We start from the raw sequence: 18,976 nt of genomic DNA, 5'->3' as shown, positions 1-18,976 counted from the left end.
GGTTAGATATATCAACTATAATTAAATTATTATTGGTCAGATCATTCTATCTGTTCTGCTGGGTGGCGCATACACTCCCTGTCTTCGTCGTAGTAGTCATCTACCACCAGTACATGGTCCGCGCTCTCTGGGTCCGTGATACCGTGCTCCCCGACGAAGTGACGTGCGTGCATCGTCCCGTCGTCGTGGTACGCGAAGTTACACTTCGAGCACCGCCACATCTCACCACGTCCGAGACTGTGCTGTAATCTCGTCTCGTCGAGGATGCGCTGTACCGGGAGCTTCAGCGGGGCCATATCGACGCCGCCGCCGTTCGGCGCGTGCTCCTCGCCGTCGCGGTCGACGATGGCCTCTAGGTGCCACTCGGAATCGAGCGACGCCCGGCGGAACGATTCCGGTTCGGAGTCGTCCTCGCCGTTCATCACCGATTCGACGAAATCGGCGTACTCCAGCGGAATCTCGTGGATATTCCGCCCAATCATCGCGTGTACCGATAGTATATCGTCACAGTACTTCAACTCCGTTTCGACGCGCTTCCGTATCCGAGTCTTCGTGGTCGTCTCTCCGACACTCGCCGCCGCGGTCGCGGTCGGCCAGCGTTCGGCCAGCGTCAGCTCGCGCTCAGTCTCGTCCGACTCCCCTTCGGCGTCGAGGGCGTCGCTCAGGTCGTCGTCGGAGACGGGCGCGTCGAGCCGTGACTGGTCTATCGCCCATCCAGAACCACAGCACTCGCAGACGACATCAGGGCCACGGCCGTCGTCCCACACGACCGCGTCGCCGTGCGCGTCGGTCTGGTTCGACTCGTCGGACTCAGCCCGCTGTTCGCAGGCGTCCGCGGCAATCGCTTCGGTGAGCACCTTCGAGCGTGAGGTTCGACGGCGCGCCGCCGACCAGTAAATCGAGCCCCACGCGAGGTACTCGATTGGCTTCTCTAGGAGTTCTTCGGTGTATCCGCCCATGTACGCCGCGAGGTACGAACCCATGTTCTCCACGCTTGCGTTCAGGGAGATACAGCCGTTCGACTCCTCTACGTAGTCGGTTATCGCATCGTAGTCGTGTGCCGACCGACCGGCGTACTCGCACACTTCGACGTGTTTGTCGATGACCCGCTCGAACTCGGAGCCGACGCTGTGCAGGTCGTCGTCGAGTCCCAGCGGTTCCGTATCGAAGTACACGCCGACGTGGAGGTGCGTGTAGCACGCGTTCATCCCGCTCCCGTCGCCGTCCATTCCGTGCGGCTCTGCCTGTAGCCAGTAGCCCCACTGGTCGGCGTCGAGCCCGAGATGATACTCCATCGTGTTGCGGAGTGTGTCGCGTACGCCGTCGTACGAAAACGAGTCGTGTACGGCGTCAGCGTGTTCCACCGGCGGTACCCGAGTCCCGTCAGGAACCGACGACGCGGTGAGGGTGAGCATCGCGGTCGCGGGCGAGTCCCACGCCGCGATTGATTCACCGCCACTCGGTCGGTCGCCGCCGGCCATCTGCCGCTGGAGCGCCATCGCCCGTGCGTACTGCTTCTTCGAGTACTCTTCTCCCCACGCATCTACCAGCGGTATCTCGAACTCGTCGCCCTGCTGGTTGGCGAACCGGGCGCGGAGTCCGTCGTACCGTGCGTGCGCGGTGAGGAAGGCACTCAGCGCGTCCGCCCACGTCGAGGCTTCACGTTTCGCTAGCTCCGTCACTTGGAACGCGTTTTCAGTGGGCTGTTCTGGTTCGACCCACTGGTCTCGCCAGTCCGCTTCCGTAACGATGCGTCTCAGCTTGCGCCCGTGTGTTTCGCACAGGGGCGTCTCGGCCAGTTCCGGGTACTTCTGCACGAACTCTAGAACTCGCTCGTGTACGAGTTCGTCGGGTTCGTTAGAGTCCCGTGAACGCTCGCGTTGAGCCTCTACAGAGTTAGTCTCCTTGGAGGGCCCAGGCTCAGCCCCCGGTTGAGTCCCTTCGACTCCTCCGGTAGGCTGGTCGCCATCGCTACTCACGCTCCCCGCCGTCCGCGACTACGTAATCGCTCAGACGCCGCTGGGGCTTTTCACGTTCCTCGGGGTCGGGGACCCCTCGGTGCGGCCCGGCTTCCGGGTCGAGGGGCAAGCCCTCGCTTCCGGCGGGCTCCTCCCTCCCGCGCCTCGGGGCGCTCGGCGCGGGCAGGACGGTCGTCGCCTCACCGGACCTTGCGGTGGAATCTCGGGCGGCCATGTGCGCCCACAACAGACTGGTGAGACGGTGGTCTCTCACCTTGTCGTCGAGGGCGGGAACCCGCGCGCAGTCCCTACACTGCCGGAGCTTCACGGCGCGCTCGGCGTGGTCGACGAGGCACCGCTTCTTACAGCTTCCACAGTTGTAGCGGATGAGCCGCCAGCTATCTTCTTTCGCTGGTGGTTCCCGGTAGGAGCCGTCGATGACGTGACTCTTCGGCTCGTACGGTGGGTCTGGGTCCGTCCAGTAGTTATCGTAGCGTCCCGGTCCGCGCGACGCCTCTACGGGAAGTGCGTTGAACGCGACTTTCCTCCCGTGCTCTGTCGGCACGGGTGAGAGTCCATCGAGTCGTTTCTTCCCCAGCTCCGACTCGTCGACTTCGGCGTCGTACCAGAGGTCGCCGTCCCCGTCGTCGAGGTCGTCACTCTCCTGTTTTGGAGAGTCAGACACGGGGAAACACCCCCGTATCACAGGGTCGATTACAGCGCTTCTGCTCCTTGTTAAAACCCTGCGAAAGGATTAAGGTTAGAGTGGGGCCGGAGGGATTTGCCCCCCGTCGCCGAGAAAGGTGCTGTAGCGACCGAATACAGCACTCTCGGCGAACCAGATTGATACTCTGATTGGGCGGGTGGAAACTCCCGAAGGTCGCCTCGACGACAACCGAGGCTCCCGCCGGATGCGGTTAAGGAGCAAGAATGCAACTGGATATCTCACCAGAACAAGCCGTACAGGACTTCCTCGCTGAACGTGAGGGAGAAGTCAGTAAAGCCAGCCACCGCAATTACAAGTACGCGTTGGAGGAGTTCGTTCGCTTCTGCGATGAACACTCCATAGAGTCCGTGACCGATCTCCACGGCTACCACCTGAAGAAGTTCAAGCTACGACGTCGAGGGCAGGGTATCAAAGAGGTCACCCTGAAAAACAACCTCTCCACCCTACGAGTGTTCCTCCGCTGGTGTGAGCAGGCAGAACTGGTCGACCAAGGTTTCTCTGAGTTGGTACAGCTCCCTGACCTCAATTACGAGGAACGGGTGAGTGAGACGGTTCTCTCTCTCGACCGAGTGGAAGACATACTCGACTACTACTACAAGTTCGAGTACGCCACACGCCGCCACGCAGTCTTCCAATTGATGTGGCACACCTGCTTCCGAATGGGAACGACGGTCGCTCTCGACCTCAACGACTACCTCTCGAATCGGAAGCAGATGAAGGTTCGTCACCGACCCGACACGGGAACACCGTTGAAGAACGGCACCGAGGCGGAGCGCGTCGTGAACCTAAGCGAACGTGTTACAGACGTTCTGGACGACTACATACAAGTTCAGCGCCACGAGAAGACCGACGAGCACGGCCGAGAACCGTTATTCACGACTCACCACGGACGACTCTCTAAAACGGCGCTTCGGAAGAACTTCTACGGTATCACTCGCCCGTGCAAGGTCACAGGCAATTGTCCTCATGACCGGTGCATAGAGGAGTGCGAAGCTGCTATCCGGAAGAAGAGTGCCTCGCGTTGCCCTTCGAGTCGGAGTCCACATCCTGTTCGACGGGCGGCTATTACATATCACCTCAATCGTGACTGGCCCTCAGAGAAGATCAGCGAGCGAGCAAACGTGAGTGTGGACGTACTGGACGAACACTACGACAGTCGAACAGAGGGAGAGCGGGCGAAGACTCGGAAGCAGTATCTGGACAACCTCTAACTACCGCTCGCAATCTTCACTTTCTCCCACACCAGAAGTTGATTATTCGACACGTCCCGGTATGGCTTGAGACAAGGGTGCATTCGTCATTTGGGTTAGTACCGGTCTACGTGTTCAACCAACCCAGGAGCAGATGAAAATGGCGGAGAGTTAGCCGACGAGTTGGAGGTCCTCCTTGATGACGGAGATGTGCGATAAACCTGGAACCGCTACGAGAGGTCCGATAGCAACGTTGTGACGAACTGTATCATCTCTTGATATTCGACACCGTATTTGAGGAATGACTCCATATCATCGATATCCCATTGTCCATATTTGTCGATATATAGGAGTAACAACCCGTCCAGCAGTAATTTCGCCCCATTTCGATGACCTTGATGAATTTCGGTCTTCAGTCCTTCATGAACGAGCTCGTGGCGTTTTTCCTCTATCTCTTCAATGGCGCGTTTCAATTCGGGACGAAGTGAGTTGTCCCCGTCATGGTAATAAGTAAACGCGAATTCACCACGGTCAACCATATTGTCGAAGTCGCTGGCGTTCGAATAGTCGCTGGTATTGGAGAGGATTTCGATGCCCCTCCAGAAACTGAAGAAGGATTGTCGAACAGACCGTTCAGTTACTGCATCTTGGTACGCGAGTAAGGCACTAACAATATATCCCTCATAGGTTCTCTTGTCAGCGTCGTAGTCAAACATCGGAATGTCGTTGATCTCGTAGATGTCGTCCGCATGGTTGAAATGGAACCGACCTATCGACCGTCGATAGTCAAGATCCATTGGGCGATACGTAACAAAATCGCCGTCTTTGAATGTGAGGTAGAACGGTGGTTCTTGATGCCTAGTCCATTTTTCGTACGGAGCGCGGTCTGAACCAGTTGGTTGCGGCACACCCGCAGACCAGAGTTTGTCGAAGAAGTTTATTTCAGCGAAGCGTGTTTCGACGAGTTCAGAGACCCTGTGTAGGGCATAGAACTCGTCTCGGGCTTCAATTTCTGCCTTCAAATAGGTCCACTCACGACGTTCCAACAGATCGTCGGAATAATCGTTCGGGAGTTCATCCAAGAAGGAGTCAAAGTTCGAATCATCGTCATTTTTCGCTGTCGTGAGATGACTTTCCCACTGGCTATTGTCGATTTGCTCCGCTTTCGACTCATATAGGTCAACTTCATCTGGGAAATGCTTGCTCCGTATCATTATCGGGAAGACAAGCAAGTACGTGTCCGGTGGTGTCCCTAACCAATTCGAGAAAATCTCGTTCCTCTTATTCTGAAAGTGGGGGCTTAATTCGTCTTCGGAGAGGTCTGTCCCTTGCGTTTCGGCTATCTCGATGAGTCCTTTGTGAAATTTCCGGGATAGACCTCTATTCGTGATTCGATGGTAGTCTCTGTCAAGACCTATGTCCCGGATGGCGTTGTAGAGGTTTGTTTCGAATGCAGACCTCCGCCCCATTTGGACATGTACTTTGTCGGCTCCCGGTGGCATCCAGATCTGCTGATACGCGTCGTAGAATCGCTCGTCCATGATGTAGATCTTGTTCGGTTGCCATGTTAAGTTGGTATCCTGTACGTAGCAATCTAATCTATCCGTAGAGTGCCGAATCGATGAGCGACTTGCACTCTCTATTCAGCACAGCCTCAGAAAACTACCAGTGACTGAGGATTTCGGTAGAGCCGACCCACAATATCTGTAGTCTGTTGAAATTTGGACTTGGTTTCGTTCTCGTTGATATCTAGTTCATAGAGTGGGCCGCCGCGTTCACATCAGTCCGGGACTAGTTGATATCCCGAATGAATCGTCATCAAGAGATTGGAGGTCACTTCCGTAAAGCATCATCACTCTGAATCGCAATACTGTCCGGGATATCATCCCCTCATCGACTGAAATCTAACTACATAGAGCGGGGGAGAAGTTAAGCGAGAGGCTCTCTGCTGTCCATTTTAGACCAGTAGGAAGGTTAGTGGGGCCGGAGGGATTTGAACCCCCGATCGACTGATATCTCCGGTGGGCACCTCGGAACTCCAGAGGGTCGTCAACACGACCGATGATCAGTCGGTCGCTCAGTATATCAGCTGGAGTGTCGTCCCGGGCGCCAAGCCTCTGGAGTCAGTCGCCATGCCGGGCTTGGCCACAGCCCCGATTCGTTCTGTCTGCACTCTCTCGTATGGCGATTTTTCTTAAAGGGGTTTCGATTCTACTCGTCGCGGTCGTCGTCGGCCCAGTCGCACTCCTGGCACTTGTAGGCCGTCACGAACTCCGTCACGCTCGGCATGTAGCCCACTTGGATGACGTTCTCGCCGCACTCCGGGCAGTCGAAGTCGGCGTCCTGAATCGGCTCGGCGTCCATCGGGCGCTCGCCCTCGACGAGTTCGGCGAGCGTCTCGGGCGTGACCATCCGTCCTTGCACGACGCGGTTGCTCATACCCGTGGAACCGTCCCGAAGTAAGTAAGCCCTCCGCCAGCGGTCGGCGTCGCTTCCGGGTTCGACGCCGCCGATGCCTGCGAGGCCGCGCCCCGGGTCGACTCAGGGCGTCGCAACCGTCACGGTTCGGGTGCGCGGGCCGTCGCACTCCACGAGGAGGACGGACTGCCACCGGCCGAGGTCGAGATCGCCGTCCGCGACGGGTATCGAGACGCCGTTGCCGACGAGGAGCGCCCGGAGGTGCGAGTCGGCGTTCCCGTCGAGTTCGTCGTGGTCCCAGCCGTCGTCGGAAACCGCCTCGGCGAGCATCGACTCGATATCGCCGAGCAGTCGCGGTTCGGATTCGTTGACGCAGACGCCGGCGGTGGTGTGTTTCGAAAAGACCGTACAGACGCCGTCCGAGTCGGAAGCAAGCGCCGTTTCGACCTCGTCGGTCACGTCGACGACCTGAAGCCGGCGCTCGGTTCGGATATCGAAGCTCCGTCGCATGCGACGGGGTTCGTCGGCCGGGAGAAAAAGTCGCCCGGCGGGTTACAGCCAGGGCGCGCGGGACTCCTCTTCGCCGGGGTAGCCGTAGCCCGGTTCGGAGCCGTCGTCGTCGGTCTCATCCGCGCCGTCGTCGACCAGCGCGTCGTAGTCGTCAGTCCGGTCACTGTCGTCGCCGCCGTCTGCGACCGCTCCGTTGGCGTTGGCGTTGGGCGTGGCCGACTCGGTGGCGGGGGCATCGTCGACGAACTCGTCGAGGGCTTCCTCGTCGGAGCCGGGGTCGAACGCGAACAGCGCGGTGACGGCGAGGACGCCGAGGGCGACGGGTGCCTGCGTCGGCATCAGGCCGAGCACTTCGAGCGCCAGCATGCCGAGGGCGACCGAGCTACCGAAGCGGAAGAGGTCGATGTCGACGTTGCCGCGGAGTTGCGGGGCGAACAGCGCGACCGCCCCGGCGAACCCGACGCCGGTACCGGCCGCCGCGCCGGCGCTGAGGAGGCGCACCGGGTTAGCGGTGAGCAGGTTCGTGTCGGGGCTGATGAGAGCTTCGATGCCGGAGGGGTTGAAGCTCGCAACGAGGCCGAGGCCGACGATGACGCTCGGCGACGGGAGGTACTCGCCGACCTTCGAGGAGGCCGTCTTCGCCGCCACGGCGAGGATGACGAGGCCGGCGAACCGGTGGAACCGCTTGAAGTACAGGACCTCCGCGATGACCTCCGCGAGGGCGGCCTCGGCGACCGCGACGGGGATGAGCAGCGCGCCGAGCAGGAGGATGGACGTGAGCTGTTCGCGGCGCGTGCCGTCCATCTCGGCGAGGATGACCGCGACCGTCGCCGACCCGCCGAAGATGAGCAGGCCGGTCTGGAGGATGCCCGTAATCGAGGGGTCGCCCGCGGTGGTCGTCAGCGCCCCCGCGATGATGAGCGCGGGGAAGATGCCGTCGATGAGGGGCAGCCCCATGACGGTTGCGAGCAGTCGGGTGGCACCCCCCACCTGCTGCTCAAGGCGAAGGGCGACTGGGTGGCGTGAGACACTCATTCGATGTTACTGGCCGTCACCATGGCCCAAGCGGCGATAGGGACGCAATTCGGACAGCGGGGCGCGGGCGCTCCGCACGCGAAGCCCATTTCGTCCGATATTGAACTCCCGTTTAAATGTCTGCCACATCGCTGTAAAGAGAATGCCGGAGTCGGAGGTCGTTTGACCGGCAATGCGCGATGCGGCGGGACGCGTGGAGTCCATACGAGATTACAATAGGACAGGAGTATTAAACGTTGTGTGGGATACGACCGCATGCAACACAGAAATTCCTGCTTTATTTATAAGTGGGGCTGAAGATTCGTCGGCTATATTCTGAAATCTCGGAAATATCGGGATACACATTCGTGAACATGGTGATTATTCACGACAGTCTTGCCATTCGGTACACCATGACGGGGAACGGGTGCCTCGGCAGTCGCGCCGGCGTATCCAATCGACGCGGCCACGGCCGCGTGTTCCGATTGTGCGCCTCGCCCGCCGACGCGGCGGCCGCGTAAGCACACACGTGTACATATTGCCGACGTAGTTTGCGATACATCGACACGCCCGTGCTATCTCGCAACCCTTTTGTCGTCGCCGCAACCACGCTTGATATGGCGAACGACGTTCCTGACCGAGAACCCTTCACCGAGAAGCTACGGGTACCCGAATCCCTCACATTCGACGACGTACTGCTCCGCCCGATGGAGAGCCGCGTCGAACCCGACGACGCCGACGTGTCGACGCGCGTCTCGAAGAACGTCGAACTCAACATTCCCATCCTTTCGGCGGCGATGGACACCGTCACCGAAAGCGGGATGGCTATCGGGATGGCCCGCGAGGGCGGCCTCGGCGTGCTCCACCGCAACATGAACGCCGAGCAGATGGTCCGCGAGATCGAGCGCGTCAAGCGCGCCGACGAGCTCGTCATCCGCCGCGAGGACGTGGTCACGGCCAACCCCGGCCAGACCATAAGCGAGGTCGACGAGATGATGGAGCGCGCCGGCGTCTCGGGCGCGCCCGTCGTCGACGACGACGACGTGGTCCTCGGCATCATCTCCGGCACCGACATCCGCCCGTACCTCGAAGTCGGCGAGTCGGACGAGGTCAGCGAGGCCATGACGGACGAGGTCATCACGGCCGAACGCGACGTGACCGCCCGCGACGCGCTCGAACTCATGTACGACCACAAGATAGAGCGCGTCCCCATCATTGACGACGAGAGCCACCTCGTCGGCCTCGTGACGATGCAGGGTATTCTCCAGCGCCGCGAGTACGAGAACGCCGCCCGCGACGACGCCGGACGACTCGTCTGCGGCGTCGCCGTCGGTCCGTTCGACGACGAGCGCGCGCAGATGGCCGACGACGCCGGCGTCGACGTCATCTTCATCGACTGCGCCCACGCCCACAACCTCAACGTCATCGACACCGCCCGCGACATCAAGGAGTCCGTGGAGGCGGACGTCGTGGTCGGGAACGTCGGCACGCGCGAGGCCGCGGCCGAACTCGTCGACTTCGCCGACGGCATCAAGGTCGGCATCGGCCCCGGTTCCATCTGTACGACCCGCGTCGTCTCCGGTTCCGGGATGCCCCAGATTTCGGCCGTCGCGGAGGTCGCCGACGTCGCCGCCGACTACGACATCCCGGTCATCGCCGACGGCGGCATCCGCTACTCCGGCGACGCCATCAAAGCGGTCGCCGCCGGTGCCGACGCCGTCATGCTCGGCTCCTACTTCGCCGGCACCGACGAGGCCCCCGGCCGCGTCATCACGATGAACGGCAAGAAGTACAAGCAGTACCGCGGCATGGGCTCGGTCGGCGCGATGCAGTCCGGCGGTGCCGACCGCTACCTCAAAGAGGACAACGAAGACGAGGAGTACGTCCCCGAGGGCGTCGAGGCCGCGACGCCGTACAAGGGCTCGCTCGCGTCCGAGCTCCACCAGCTCGTCGGCGGCATGCAGTCCGGCATGGGCTACGTCGGCGCGGAGACCATCCCCGGGGTCAAAGAGCGCGCCCGCTTCGTCCGCGTCTCGGCCGCCGGCCAGACCGAGGGCCACCCCCACGACGTGATGATCACCGACGAAGCGCCGAACTACAGTCCGAGCGAGTAACGCGTTCTCGCGTTTCTCCGGTCTCTCTCGTCTCTGCCGTCTCTGCCCCGATTTCACCGCGCTCCGGCCGTGATTCCCGAACGCCGGCGTTTTTCTGGGACACCGCTCGGGGTCCCGCCGCGCTCACCCTCGCGTCGCATTCGCAATCTAACGACTCGACTCCCGGAACGACCGCGGGACGAGAACATGCGATAATTAATAGGGATGTATGTCGTCCGTCTACAAGCGATGGATACCGCGGAGCTACGCACCGCACTTCGGAACGCCGGGTTGTCACAGTATCAAGCCGAGGCGTACGTCGCGCTCCTCCAACTCGGAGCGGCGAGCGCGACCGAACTCGCCGACGCCTGCGCCGTGCCGACCGCCCGTATCTACGATGTTCTCCGCGACCTCGAAGCGAAAGGCTACATCGAGACGTACGAACAGGACAGTCTGCACGCGCGGGCGTGCGACCCGAAATCCGTGATGGAGGACCTCAAGAACCGTGCCGTCCAACTGGACGAAGCGGCGGAGGAAATCGAGACGCGCTGGCAACAGCCCGCGGTCGACCGGCACATGCTGAGCATCGTCAAACGCTTCGAGACGGTGTTCAACCGGGCCGAAGAGATGATTCGGGAGGCGGACGGCGAGGTCCAACTGTCCGTCACCCCCGAGCAGTTCGACGAGCTCAAGCCGGCGCTCGCGGAGGCGTACGAGAACGGCGCGCTGGTGAAGGTCGTGCTCCACCCCGAGCGGACCGACGAACTCGAACCGCTCGCACAGCGGGAGTACCGCGGGGTCGCCACGGAGGTCAGACACCGGACGCTGCCGACGCCGTTCGTCGCCATCGTCGACCGGACGGGCGCGTGTTTCGCGCCGCACGACAACTCGGTGAACCAGTACGGCGTCCTCGTCGACGACTACACGCTGGCGTACGTCTTCCACTGGTACTTCCAGACGGCGCTGTGGGAGGTCTGGGACGTCGTCTACGACGCCCAGACCGACGAACCGCCAATCGTGTACTCCGACATCAGACACTTCGTTCAGGACGCGGAACCGCTCGTCCGCGACGGGAGCCGAATCGTCGCCCACATCAAGGGCTACGAGACCGACGAGCGCGACCCCATCGAGTTCACCGGCGAAGTGACGGACGTGTACTACACGGCGGTCTCCGCGCCGACGGACACGTTGTCGTTTTCCGAACTCGCGGGACAGGTCTGTCTGACCGTCGAGACCGAGGAGGAGACTTACACCGTCGGCGGATGGGGTGCAGTGTTGGAAGACGTCGAGGCGAACCGCATCACTATCGAGTCGATTTCGGGGACGCCTGACGGGTAGTATCTGTTCGGTTCGCCGGAATGTATAACAACTCCGGGGGGTAATTAGTGCCCACAAGCGCGGTTTCGGACGGCGTTAGACAAGAGGTATTTTGATATACCACTGCACGACATTGAGTTTCGTGAGCGTCCCCGGAACACCACTACAATACCAATGAGCGCAGAACAGCCACTGGTGCTCATCGTTGAAGATGAGCCTGACCTCGCCGACCTGTACGCAACCTGGCTTAGGAACGACTACAGCGTTCGTGTCGCCTACGGCGGCCGCGAGGCGCTCGATAAGCTCGACGACGAGGTTGACGTTGTTCTCCTCGACCGTCGAATGCCCGACCTCTCGGGCGACGAGGCGCTCTCGGAGATCCGGGACCGTGGCTTCGAGTGCCGCGTCGCGATGGTGACCGCGGTCGAACCCGACTTCGACATCATCGCGATGGGCTTCGACGACTATCTCGTCAAGCCAGTCTCGCGCGAAGCGCTGACCGAGACGGTCTCTAACCTCATCTTGCGAAACGCCTACGACGTGGGCATTCAGGACCTGTTTTCCCTCGCGTCGAAGAAGGCGCTGTTAGAGTCCGAAAAGGACGAGGCTGCGCTCGAAGAAAACGAGGAGTACCAGCGGCTCACCGCCCGTCTGAACGAGCTACGGCGCGAGCTCGACGAGACGCTCGGCCAGCTCGACGAGACCGAAGGAATCTCCGCGGTGTACCGGGACATCGGCGGCGAAGCCGATATCGACAACTCCTGACCGACCCCACTCGTTTCGAACGCCGACCGTTCTCCCTGTCTCCCGTCTTCGTCGGTTAACGGGTCGTTTCTCGTCCCCGACGGGTCGTTTCTCGCACTCACACGGGAACCGTTCGTCTGATTGACGATTACTTGCGAGTCCCGCTCACTTAATTCATTTAATTTCATATCAGATATACACGAAAAATTATATTTTGAGCTCGCTCCTTGGGGTAACTGCACATGTCCGACGACAGCAACCAGATGCTCGCGTACCTTCGTCAGAACCCCCGCATGATGGGCGTCCTGTTCACGCTCGCGCTCCTGCTCTCACAGGCCGGCAGCGTGGCGGCCGGAAACACCAGCGTTATCTACGGGCCGTAACTACGCGAGGAATTCGTAGTCCCAGTAGACAGTATCGTCGTAGATAACCGGAATTTGTTCTAGCGCGAGAAACTCTCGGAGTTCGTCCTCAGTCAGCTCGGTGTTCGAGACACCGGAAGAAGAGAGATAATACGGCATACTGTCGGTGAGTGCGGGCCTGATCAGCGACCCGATTCCCGCCCGGGACGTATTGAACGCGCGATATGAAACGTCGAACTGGCCGTCTACTTTGTCGAACACTTCACAGAGCACCGCGACCCCGCTCTCAGTTTGCACGACCGACAGCCCGCCGTCCCCGACGACGCCGTACTGGTGTGCCACGTCGCTGTCGATTCGGACCACCTCCAGCGACGCCTGTAGCGGGAACCCCCCGTTGAGCAGGCGAGCCAGCGTTCGCCCCACGCCGACCGCCTGACTGTTGATGACCTCGCTGAACGTGACGATGCCGCCGATTGCGCCGGCCTCGACGAGCGCCAGTCCCTGGTCGTACGACTGACACGCGTTGAGGAAAAACGCCCCCGTTCCGACGGTGTCGAGCGTGTCGGCGTCGACCTTGCCGTCGCGACACTGGAAGCCGTCGTCGTCGATGTGACCGATGTAGTGGAGGAAGTCGGTCGGCTCCGCGAGCGTCTCCCGAAGCGCCGCCCCGCTGAGGTCGTAGTGGGCGTCGACGTCGAACGACAGTCCGTCGCGCGAGCCGTACACCTCGTCGACGATATCCGTCTCGGCGAGCATCTCGGGGTCGTTACAGACGACCGTGATACCGATGTCGCCCTCCGTCGGCTCCCGCCGAAGGCGGTTCCGGTAGGCGGCGGGCGTGGTCTTGCTCGCGCCGACGGGCGTCCCGTCGCTTATCCACGCCTGCTCGACCGAGTCGGTCGAACTGGGTTTGACGTACGTCTCGCTGGGCGTCGTCGCGCCCGCGCTCCTGACGGTGTCGGCGGCGTCGGCGTCGTCCCTGAGAAAGTCGTCGACGACCGCCGCCTGTACCGCCGAGTGGTGAACCTCGGTTCCCGACGGCGTCCGGACGACCGCGAGGTCGTTCGTGACGAATGGGAGAAGCTCGATGTTGTCGGCCCGGGGCGCGACGTGCGTCGTCAGCTTCCACTCCGGGAGGAGGTCGGCGATCCGCTCGTAGGGAATCTCGAAGTACGCCGAGAGCCGTTCGTCCAGTGACGCGTCGTACAACTCCTTGACCTCGATGTCCGTCCGCGATTCGACGGTCTGACGCTCGTGGAGCGGCACGTCGTAGATGCCCTCCGTCCGAACGACGCAGTCGAGGAAGAACGTCCGCTTGAGCGCGCGCGCGACCGCCTCCTCGAAGCCGTGGGGGCCGTCGAAGTCGTGGCCGAACCCGCTTTCGGCGACGAGTCGCGGGGCGTCACCGGGGACGAGCCGCGCGCCGAGGTAGTACGCCAGCGGCGTCGCCACGAACACGTGGCGAAGCGTCGGCGGGAGTTCGATGCGGACGCCGGTCTCGGGGACGTCGAGCGCTTCGGGGACGGCGAGTTCGTCGCCCAGTTCGAGAAGCGGCGGGTGGCCCCGGAGCGTCGGGTACGACCGCTCGACGCTCGTGGTCTTGAGCGCGGAACCGAACGCCGAGACGGCCGCCATCACGTCGAGCGGGTCGTCGGTCGTCGTAATCGTCGCCGCCGGGCTCTCGTGGGACGACCGCGCGCCGACGGACACCGGCTGCGGGTCCTCGAAGGAGAGCACGGTTTCGAACGGTCGCGCGTCGACGGTCAGCGGTCCGTCGGCCCGGAGGTACGTCTTGACCGCGCCGAAGAGTTCGATGCTGTACGTTCCCGCCCCGAGTTCCTCGCGCCCCTGTTGGTCGACCTGCGCGAGCATCGACCCCGCCTCGTCGCGGACGCAGACGACCGTGTTCGCCGCCAGCCCGATGCGGCCGGTCTCGATGCGGACCGCGGCGTCCGTCGGAAGCGAGAACCGACGGCGGTCGGTGGGTTCCGGCGCGACCGGCGACGGCGTGCGGAGCACGAACTGGTGGCGTTCCACGTTGTCCCGAACGACCAACCCCGTTCCTTCTGAAGGGAGCGAAAAGCCGACTTCCAGCGTGGAAGACGCGTCAGCCCGCTCGCCCTGCCCGGGCGGTTCCATTGTGTCTATGTGACACGATTAAGGTGAAAAACGTACTGGTCGCGAGAAGTTCACGACTCCAACGGAAACCAGCCGGACGAGACGTCTTTCCGCCGGAGAGACCACCGCTGACGGGCCTCGGAACCCTCGACGTCGAGTTCGACGACGGCGTCGAACAGCGGTTCGAGCAGCCGGTTGACCTCGTCTTCGCGGTCACCGGGTGACCAGACGTGGACCATCCCGTCTCGCGCGCGAACGTGGGTGGTCATGACGTGGAGGAACCGAAACACGTGGTCTCGGTCGTACCGCGAGAGGAGCGACGGGAGACAGTCGAACGCGACGCGGAGTTCGGCCGGAGAGAGCCCGCCGGCGAGCGTGTCGAACTCGGTCACGTCGGCGGCGAGTTCCGCGCCGAGTCGGCCGAGGCCGCCGTCGACCCAGCGCTCGCAGGTGTCGTCCGCACTCGGTACGGCGGCGGCGGGCGACGGCGATGCCGCCGCGCTCCGTTCGAGCGTCGCGTACCGAACCACGCGCGTCCACTCCGTGGAGCGTTCGACGCCGGGATCGAGCCGGTCGTCGAGCGGCGTCGAACCGTTGAGAACCAGTAGACGACGCCGCGGCTCGTCGGGAGCGCCGAGCATCTGCTTGGACGCGCGCGAGTAGAGTTCGGTCGGAACCGATCCAACGACGAGGAGCGCACTCCCCCGTCGCTTGAGGTCGTCCAGCCCGAGTTGGAACGTGGACGTGTCCTCCGTCACGGCGGTGTCCGTGTCACCTCCCGAAACCATTCGTATCGAACGACGAAACCACATTTAATAAGACTTTGCGTGTTGGTCTCCCGAGATGTGCCAACAGTGGTCGGCACCGATGACACACTCCGTCCGGCGGCGTCAACGGCCGTTTCGAACGATCGAGTCGTCGTGTCCGCTTCGCCGGACTACTCGGTGGCACGGACCGTCAACACGGGAACCGGCGCGGTCCGGACCACGCGCTCCGTCACGCTCCCGAGGAGCACGCGTTCGACGCCCGTCCGCCCGTGGGTCGCCATCGCGATGACCGCCACGCCGTGTTCGGTCGCGTAGTCGAGGATGGCGCCGTGCGGCGCGCCCCGACGCACGGCCCCGACCGTCTCGATACCGCGGCTCTCGCCGCGTGCTGTGACCTCATCGACGACGCGTTTGCCCTCCCGTTCCAGCGTTTCGAGGACCGGCCCGCCGACGATGCCGGCGTTGTCCCGCGTGGTGTTCACGACGAACAGCACGTGGACCGTCGCGTCGTACCGCTCGGCGAGGTCGAACACGTGCGGCGCCGCCTGTTCGGCCGTCGGACTCCCGTCGACGGGGAGCAGGATTGCGTCGTACATCGCTGAACGTACGCGCCCCAACCGTGTGAATGCTTCGCATACTTCGGTGCGGCGCTCGTTCGGGAAAAAGCGGGGTGCGGGTGTCGTCCGGTCGGCTCAGTCGCTGACGTACGCCTCGATGCGGTCCATCGCCTCGCGGAGTTCGCGCATCCCCGTCGCGTAGGAGACGCGGAGGTGGCCCGCGCCGCCCTCGCCGAAGACGCTTCCGGGGACGAGCGCGACGTTCTGTTCTTCGAGGAGGCCCTCGGCGAACGCCTCGTCGTCGCCGTCGGGGGCCTCGGGGAAGACGTAGAACGCGCCCTTCGCCTCGAAGCAGTCGAGTCCCATCTCCTCGAAGCGGGCGAGGACGAACCGGCGGCGGCGGTCGTACTCGCGGCGCATCTCCTCGACGGAGTCGTCGCACGACCGGAGCGCCTCGATGGCCGCGTACTGCGCCGTCGTGGGCGCCGACAGCATCGCGTACTGGTGGACCTTGTTCATCGCGTCGATGGCTCCCGCCGGAGCCATGGCGTAGCCGAGGCGCAGGCCGGTCATCGCGTAGGCCTTCGAGAAGCCGTTGAACACGATGGTCCGCTCGCGCATCCCGGGGTGGGTGGCGATGGAGGCGTGGTCGTCCTCGTACCGGAGGTCGGAGTAGATTTCGTCGGAGAGCACGACGAGGTCGTGGTCCCTGACGAACGAGGCCACGTCGGCGAGTTCGTCGTCGGTCATCACCGCGCCGGTCGGGTTGTTCGGGTAACAGAGCACCAGCACGTCGGCCTCGTCGGCCCCGGCGGCTTCGAGCGCCTCGGGCGTGAGCGTGAACTCGTCTTCGGCGCGGGTCGGCACCGGAAGCGGTTCGCCCCCGGCGAAGATGGCCCCCGGCGTGTACGAGATGTACGACGGCTGGGGAATCGCCACCACGTCGCCGGGGTCGACGAACGCCCGGAACGCGAGGTCGACGGCCTCGCTCGCGCCCGTCGTGACGATAATCTCGTCTTCGGGGTCGTACTCCTGGCCGTAGCGGGTGACGCGCTCCGAGATGGCCTCGCGGAGTTCGCGCATCCCGCGGTTCGACGTGTAAGAGGTCTTGCCGCGTTCGAGCGAGTCGATGGCGGCGGTCCGAGCGGCCCACGGCGCGGAGAAGTCCGGTTCGCCGACGCCGAGGGAGATGACGTCGTCGACCTCCTCGGCGAGCTCGAAGAACTTCCGAATCCCCGACGGCGGCACCTGTTCGACGCGGTCCGAAAGCTGGTCGCCGAGCGTCATGGCGACACAGACAGCCGGTCGTCGTCGTCGCCGTCGCCGAGTTCGATGCCCTCCTCCTTGTAGGAGTCCATCACGAAGTGCGTGACCGTCTTCGTGACCTCGGGGATGGGGGCGATGCGCTCGGAGACGAAGTTCGAGACGGCGTGCATCGACTCGCCTTCGACCTCGATGAAGAAGTCGTAGTCGCCGGAGACGAGTCTGAGCGTGGCGACCTCGGGGAACCGCGCGATGCGGCGGGCGATCTCCTCGTAGCCCGTCTCGCGGTCGAGTTCCACGTCGACTTCGACCTGCGCGCGAACGTGTTCCTCCTCGACGCTGTTCCAGTCGACGACCGCCTGATAGCCGCGGATGACCCCGTCGTCTTCGAGTTCTTCGAGCGCTGCTGCCACTGCTTCGGCGTCTGCGCCCAGCTGGCGGGCGATGTCATCTACGCTCTCGCGAGCGTCGTGACGCAGCAAGTCGAGCAGTGACTGCTTGTCCATGGAAGCCCCGTTGCGGGCATCCGTAAAATGGTTTGCCCAACCGGGCGGAATTGTCGTGGTAAGCGGTACCGACACCCACGGACGGCGGCCTTAGTCGGCGGAACACTATTCCACCGCCGCCGGAAACGTGTCAGCCATGACCACCGAGTTCGACTGGCTCACCCTCGACGACGACGAAGAGGTGCTCTGGGCCGACACCCCGCATCCCTACAGTCTCGTGCCCTCCTTCATCGTCGGCGTCCCGCTCTCGCTCGTCCTCATCGGCATTCCGCTCCTCGTCGGGTCGTACCTCTCGCACACGAACACGAACTACGTCGTCACCTCCGACGCGCTCTACCGGAAGACGGGCGTCCTCTCCCGGAGCGTCCAGCGCATCGAGTTCGACAAGGTGCAGGACACCTCCTACAGCCAGACGTTCCTCGGCGCGCAGTTCGGCTACGGCTCCGTCAACATCAGCACCGCCGGCGGAAGCGGCATCGAGATGAGCTTCCGGAACGTCGCCGACCCGCAGTCGCTCCAGACGCTCGTCAACGAGCGAATCAAGCGCCGCTCCGGACCGGAGACCGACGCGGAGGGGAAGGCGGCCGTCCTCGACGACATCCTGACCGAACTCCGCGCGATTCGCCGGGCCGTCGAGGGCGACGACGAGACGACCGGGAGCGACGACGCGACCGACGGGGACGGAACCGACTCCGACCCCGACGCCCCGGCCGACGCGCTCGAACCGAGCGACTTCGAGTTCGACGCGACGACCGACGAGCGATGATGGACGGCGATTCACGACCCGCGGGCTCGCCGGACGACCCCGCCCCGACCGACTCGGCGGCCGACTCAGCGACCGACTCGGAGACCGTCGCGGCCGTCGACGACTGGCTGGCCCGCGGCGACGACGAGACCGTCCGCTGGGCGGGTCGGCCGCGGATACAGACCGTCATCCCCGCCGCGGTCGTCGGAGCCGCGATCGCCGTCGTTGCCGTCGCCGTGGCCGTCGTAAACGACGTGCCGGCGCTCGCGCTCGTGGCCCTCGTCGGACCCCTCCTGCCCGCGTGGTCGTACCTCCGGGTCACTAACACGCGTTTCGTCGTCACCGACCGGGCGCTGTATCGGAAGACGGGCGTCCTCTCTCGGACGGTCCAGCGCGTCTCCCTCGACCGCGTCCAGAACAGCGCGCTCTCGCAGGGCGTCACCGGGTCGCTGTTCGGCTACGGGACCGTCGCGGTCGAGGCCGCGGGCGGCGGCGCAATCCGCTTCGACGACGTGGACGACCCCGGTACCGTGCGCGACCGAATCGAAGGTCACCGCGACCGCGATAGCGACGAGATTCCCGGCACGGTCGAGCAGTGGGCCGCCGTCCGCGACGAGGTGCGGGCGCTCAGAGCGGCGGTAGAGCGGTAACGAAAAACCGAGATTTCGGCTCGGTATCGCGGCGCGG

The 18,976-nt window shown here is 63.2% G+C and carries 19 protein-coding genes and 1 tRNA gene; 7 read left to right on the top strand and 13 right to left on the bottom strand.

The annotated features are described in order from the left end of the window. Window positions 1-41: 41 nt before the first annotated feature. Both FY251_RS03385 and FY251_RS03380 read right to left on the bottom strand, forming a co-directional pair. Window positions 42-1,817: a hypothetical protein gene (locus FY251_RS03385; protein WP_255516586.1), complete on the bottom strand. Its 1,776-nt coding sequence runs from the start codon at window positions 1,815-1,817 to the stop codon at window positions 42-44. Between the two features lie 154 nt (window positions 1,818-1,971). Beyond that, entirely contained in the window at window positions 1,972-2,643 is a 672-nt protein-coding gene (locus FY251_RS03380; RefSeq protein WP_255516585.1) for a hypothetical protein, read from the bottom strand. Window positions 2,644-2,888: 245 nt separating this feature from the next. Between FY251_RS03380 and FY251_RS03375 the strand changes: the two genes are divergently transcribed. Continuing rightward, window positions 2,889-3,896, top strand: coding sequence for a site-specific integrase (locus tag FY251_RS03375; RefSeq protein WP_148413441.1), 1,008 nt, complete (start codon window positions 2,889-2,891; stop codon window positions 3,894-3,896). 209 nt (window positions 3,897-4,105) lie between these two features. Here FY251_RS03375 and FY251_RS22425 read toward each other — a convergent pair whose 3' ends face one another. The 6 genes from FY251_RS22425 to FY251_RS03345 all read right to left on the bottom strand — a co-directional run bounded on the left by FY251_RS22425 (window position 4,106) and on the right by FY251_RS03345 (window position 8,042). After that, window positions 4,106-5,416: a hypothetical protein gene (locus FY251_RS22425; protein WP_187367326.1), complete on the bottom strand. Its 1,311-nt coding sequence runs from the start codon at window positions 5,414-5,416 to the stop codon at window positions 4,106-4,108. Window positions 5,417-5,853: 437 nt separating this feature from the next. Beyond that, a tRNA-Trp gene (locus FY251_RS03365) sits at window positions 5,854-6,030 on the bottom strand. Between the two features lie 56 nt (window positions 6,031-6,086). Continuing rightward, window positions 6,087-6,314 (bottom strand): DUF5795 family protein, encoded by a 228-nt coding sequence (locus FY251_RS03360; RefSeq protein ID WP_013035372.1) that lies wholly within the window; start codon window positions 6,312-6,314, stop codon window positions 6,087-6,089. A 102-nt stretch (window positions 6,315-6,416) separates the two neighbouring features. Further along, window positions 6,417-6,803 carry a secondary thiamine-phosphate synthase enzyme YjbQ gene (locus FY251_RS03355; RefSeq protein ID WP_148413440.1) on the bottom strand — a complete coding sequence of 129 codons (387 nt, stop codon included), beginning with the start codon at window positions 6,801-6,803 and terminating at the stop codon, window positions 6,417-6,419. 42 nt (window positions 6,804-6,845) lie between these two features. Next, window positions 6,846-7,760, bottom strand: coding sequence for a DUF5794 domain-containing protein (locus tag FY251_RS03350; RefSeq protein ID WP_148413597.1), 915 nt, complete (start codon window positions 7,758-7,760; stop codon window positions 6,846-6,848). 84 nt (window positions 7,761-7,844) lie between these two features. Further along, window positions 7,845-8,042, bottom strand: coding sequence for a hypothetical protein (locus FY251_RS03345; RefSeq protein ID WP_148413439.1), 198 nt, complete (start codon window positions 8,040-8,042; stop codon window positions 7,845-7,847). A 392-nt stretch (window positions 8,043-8,434) separates the two neighbouring features. Between FY251_RS03345 and guaB the strand changes: the two genes are divergently transcribed. The 4 genes from guaB (at window position 8,435) to FY251_RS22420 (ending at window position 12,354) form a co-directional block, all read left to right on the top strand. Then, a complete protein-coding gene (gene guaB / locus FY251_RS03340; protein WP_148413438.1) occupies window positions 8,435-9,931 on the top strand; it encodes an IMP dehydrogenase in 1,497 nt (498 codons plus the stop codon). Between the two features lie 228 nt (window positions 9,932-10,159). Then, complete coding sequence (locus tag FY251_RS03335) at window positions 10,160-11,248, top strand: TrmB family transcriptional regulator (protein ID WP_148413437.1); 1,089 nt, start codon at window positions 10,160-10,162, stop codon at window positions 11,246-11,248. Window positions 11,249-11,401: 153 nt separating this feature from the next. Then, window positions 11,402-11,992, top strand: a complete 591-nt coding sequence (locus tag FY251_RS03330) for a HalX domain-containing protein (protein WP_148413436.1) — start codon at window positions 11,402-11,404, stop codon at window positions 11,990-11,992. Window positions 11,993-12,213: 221 nt separating this feature from the next. Beyond that, window positions 12,214-12,354: a hypothetical protein gene (locus FY251_RS22420; protein ID WP_187367325.1), complete on the top strand. Its 141-nt coding sequence runs from the start codon at window positions 12,214-12,216 to the stop codon at window positions 12,352-12,354. Here FY251_RS22420 and FY251_RS03325 read toward each other — a convergent pair whose 3' ends face one another. The 5 genes from FY251_RS03325 to FY251_RS03305 all read right to left on the bottom strand — a co-directional run bounded on the left by FY251_RS03325 (window position 12,355) and on the right by FY251_RS03305 (window position 17,544). Next, window positions 12,355-14,388 carry a hypothetical protein gene (locus FY251_RS03325; protein ID WP_148413596.1) on the bottom strand — a complete coding sequence of 678 codons (2,034 nt, stop codon included), beginning with the start codon at window positions 14,386-14,388 and terminating at the stop codon, window positions 12,355-12,357. It lies immediately after the preceding gene. 134 nt (window positions 14,389-14,522) lie between these two features. Beyond that, window positions 14,523-15,239 (bottom strand): hypothetical protein, encoded by a 717-nt coding sequence (locus FY251_RS03320; RefSeq protein WP_148413435.1) that lies wholly within the window; start codon window positions 15,237-15,239, stop codon window positions 14,523-14,525. A gap of 149 nt (window positions 15,240-15,388) precedes the next feature. Then, complete coding sequence (locus tag FY251_RS03315; RefSeq protein WP_148413434.1) at window positions 15,389-15,814, bottom strand: universal stress protein; 426 nt, start codon at window positions 15,812-15,814, stop codon at window positions 15,389-15,391. A 96-nt stretch (window positions 15,815-15,910) separates the two neighbouring features. After that, window positions 15,911-17,062, bottom strand: a complete 1,152-nt coding sequence (locus FY251_RS03310; protein WP_148413433.1) for a pyridoxal phosphate-dependent aminotransferase — start codon at window positions 17,060-17,062, stop codon at window positions 15,911-15,913. Continuing rightward, window positions 17,059-17,544, bottom strand: coding sequence for an Lrp/AsnC family transcriptional regulator (locus FY251_RS03305; protein WP_042663838.1), 486 nt, complete (start codon window positions 17,542-17,544; stop codon window positions 17,059-17,061). Before FY251_RS03305 ends, FY251_RS03310 begins: the two co-directional genes overlap by 4 nt. Before the next feature lie 136 nt (window positions 17,545-17,680). Between FY251_RS03305 and FY251_RS03300 the strand changes: the two genes are divergently transcribed. Together FY251_RS03300 and FY251_RS03295 are read left to right on the top strand one after the other, a co-directional pair. Further along, window positions 17,681-18,310: a PH domain-containing protein gene (locus FY251_RS03300; protein WP_148413432.1), complete on the top strand. Its 630-nt coding sequence runs from the start codon at window positions 17,681-17,683 to the stop codon at window positions 18,308-18,310. After that, the gene (locus FY251_RS03295; protein ID WP_148413431.1) at window positions 18,307-18,939 is read left to right on the top strand and encodes a PH domain-containing protein; all 633 of its coding nucleotides are present in this window, start codon (window positions 18,307-18,309) and stop codon (window positions 18,937-18,939) included. The genes FY251_RS03300 and FY251_RS03295 overlap by 4 nt, the downstream gene beginning before the upstream one ends. Window positions 18,940-18,976: the final 37 nt, after the last annotated feature.

This window comes from Haloferax sp. KTX1 (genome assembly GCF_902410085.1).
GTDB lineage: Archaea > Halobacteriota > Halobacteria > Halobacteriales > Haloferacaceae > Haloferax > Haloferax massiliensis.
The sequence above is the reverse complement of the archived record's forward strand: the minus strand, read 5'-3'. Positions and strand labels throughout refer to the sequence as shown.

Excerpts from the sequence above, each read along its gene's own strand:
- FY251_RS03375 (WP_148413441.1), top strand. The coding sequence starts at position 2,889 with ATGCAACTGGATATCTCACCAGAACAAGCCGTACAGGACTTCCTCGCT.
- FY251_RS22425 (WP_187367326.1), bottom strand. The coding sequence starts at position 5,416 with ATGGACGAGCGATTCTACGACGCGTATCAGCAGATCTGGATGCCACCG.
- FY251_RS03360 (WP_013035372.1), bottom strand. The coding sequence starts at position 6,314 with ATGAGCAACCGCGTCGTGCAAGGACGGATGGTCACGCCCGAGACGCTC.
- FY251_RS03355 (WP_148413440.1), bottom strand. The coding sequence starts at position 6,803 with ATGCGACGGAGCTTCGATATCCGAACCGAGCGCCGGCTTCAGGTCGTC.
- FY251_RS03350 (WP_148413597.1), bottom strand. The coding sequence starts at position 7,760 with ATGGGGCTGCCCCTCATCGACGGCATCTTCCCCGCGCTCATCATCGCG.
- FY251_RS03345 (WP_148413439.1), bottom strand. The coding sequence starts at position 8,042 with ATGGACTCCACGCGTCCCGCCGCATCGCGCATTGCCGGTCAAACGACC.
- guaB (WP_148413438.1), top strand. The coding sequence starts at position 8,435 with ATGGCGAACGACGTTCCTGACCGAGAACCCTTCACCGAGAAGCTACGG.
- FY251_RS03335 (WP_148413437.1), top strand. The coding sequence starts at position 10,160 with ATGGATACCGCGGAGCTACGCACCGCACTTCGGAACGCCGGGTTGTCA.
- FY251_RS03330 (WP_148413436.1), top strand. The coding sequence starts at position 11,402 with ATGAGCGCAGAACAGCCACTGGTGCTCATCGTTGAAGATGAGCCTGAC.
- FY251_RS22420 (WP_187367325.1), top strand. The coding sequence starts at position 12,214 with ATGTCCGACGACAGCAACCAGATGCTCGCGTACCTTCGTCAGAACCCC.
- FY251_RS03320 (WP_148413435.1), bottom strand. The coding sequence starts at position 15,239 with ATGGTTTCGGGAGGTGACACGGACACCGCCGTGACGGAGGACACGTCC.
- FY251_RS03315 (WP_148413434.1), bottom strand. The coding sequence starts at position 15,814 with ATGTACGACGCAATCCTGCTCCCCGTCGACGGGAGTCCGACGGCCGAA.
- FY251_RS03310 (WP_148413433.1), bottom strand. The coding sequence starts at position 17,062 with ATGACGCTCGGCGACCAGCTTTCGGACCGCGTCGAACAGGTGCCGCCG.
- FY251_RS03305 (WP_042663838.1), bottom strand. The coding sequence starts at position 17,544 with ATGGACAAGCAGTCACTGCTCGACTTGCTGCGTCACGACGCTCGCGAG.
- FY251_RS03300 (WP_148413432.1), top strand. The coding sequence starts at position 17,681 with ATGACCACCGAGTTCGACTGGCTCACCCTCGACGACGACGAAGAGGTG.
- FY251_RS03295 (WP_148413431.1), top strand. The coding sequence starts at position 18,307 with ATGATGGACGGCGATTCACGACCCGCGGGCTCGCCGGACGACCCCGCC.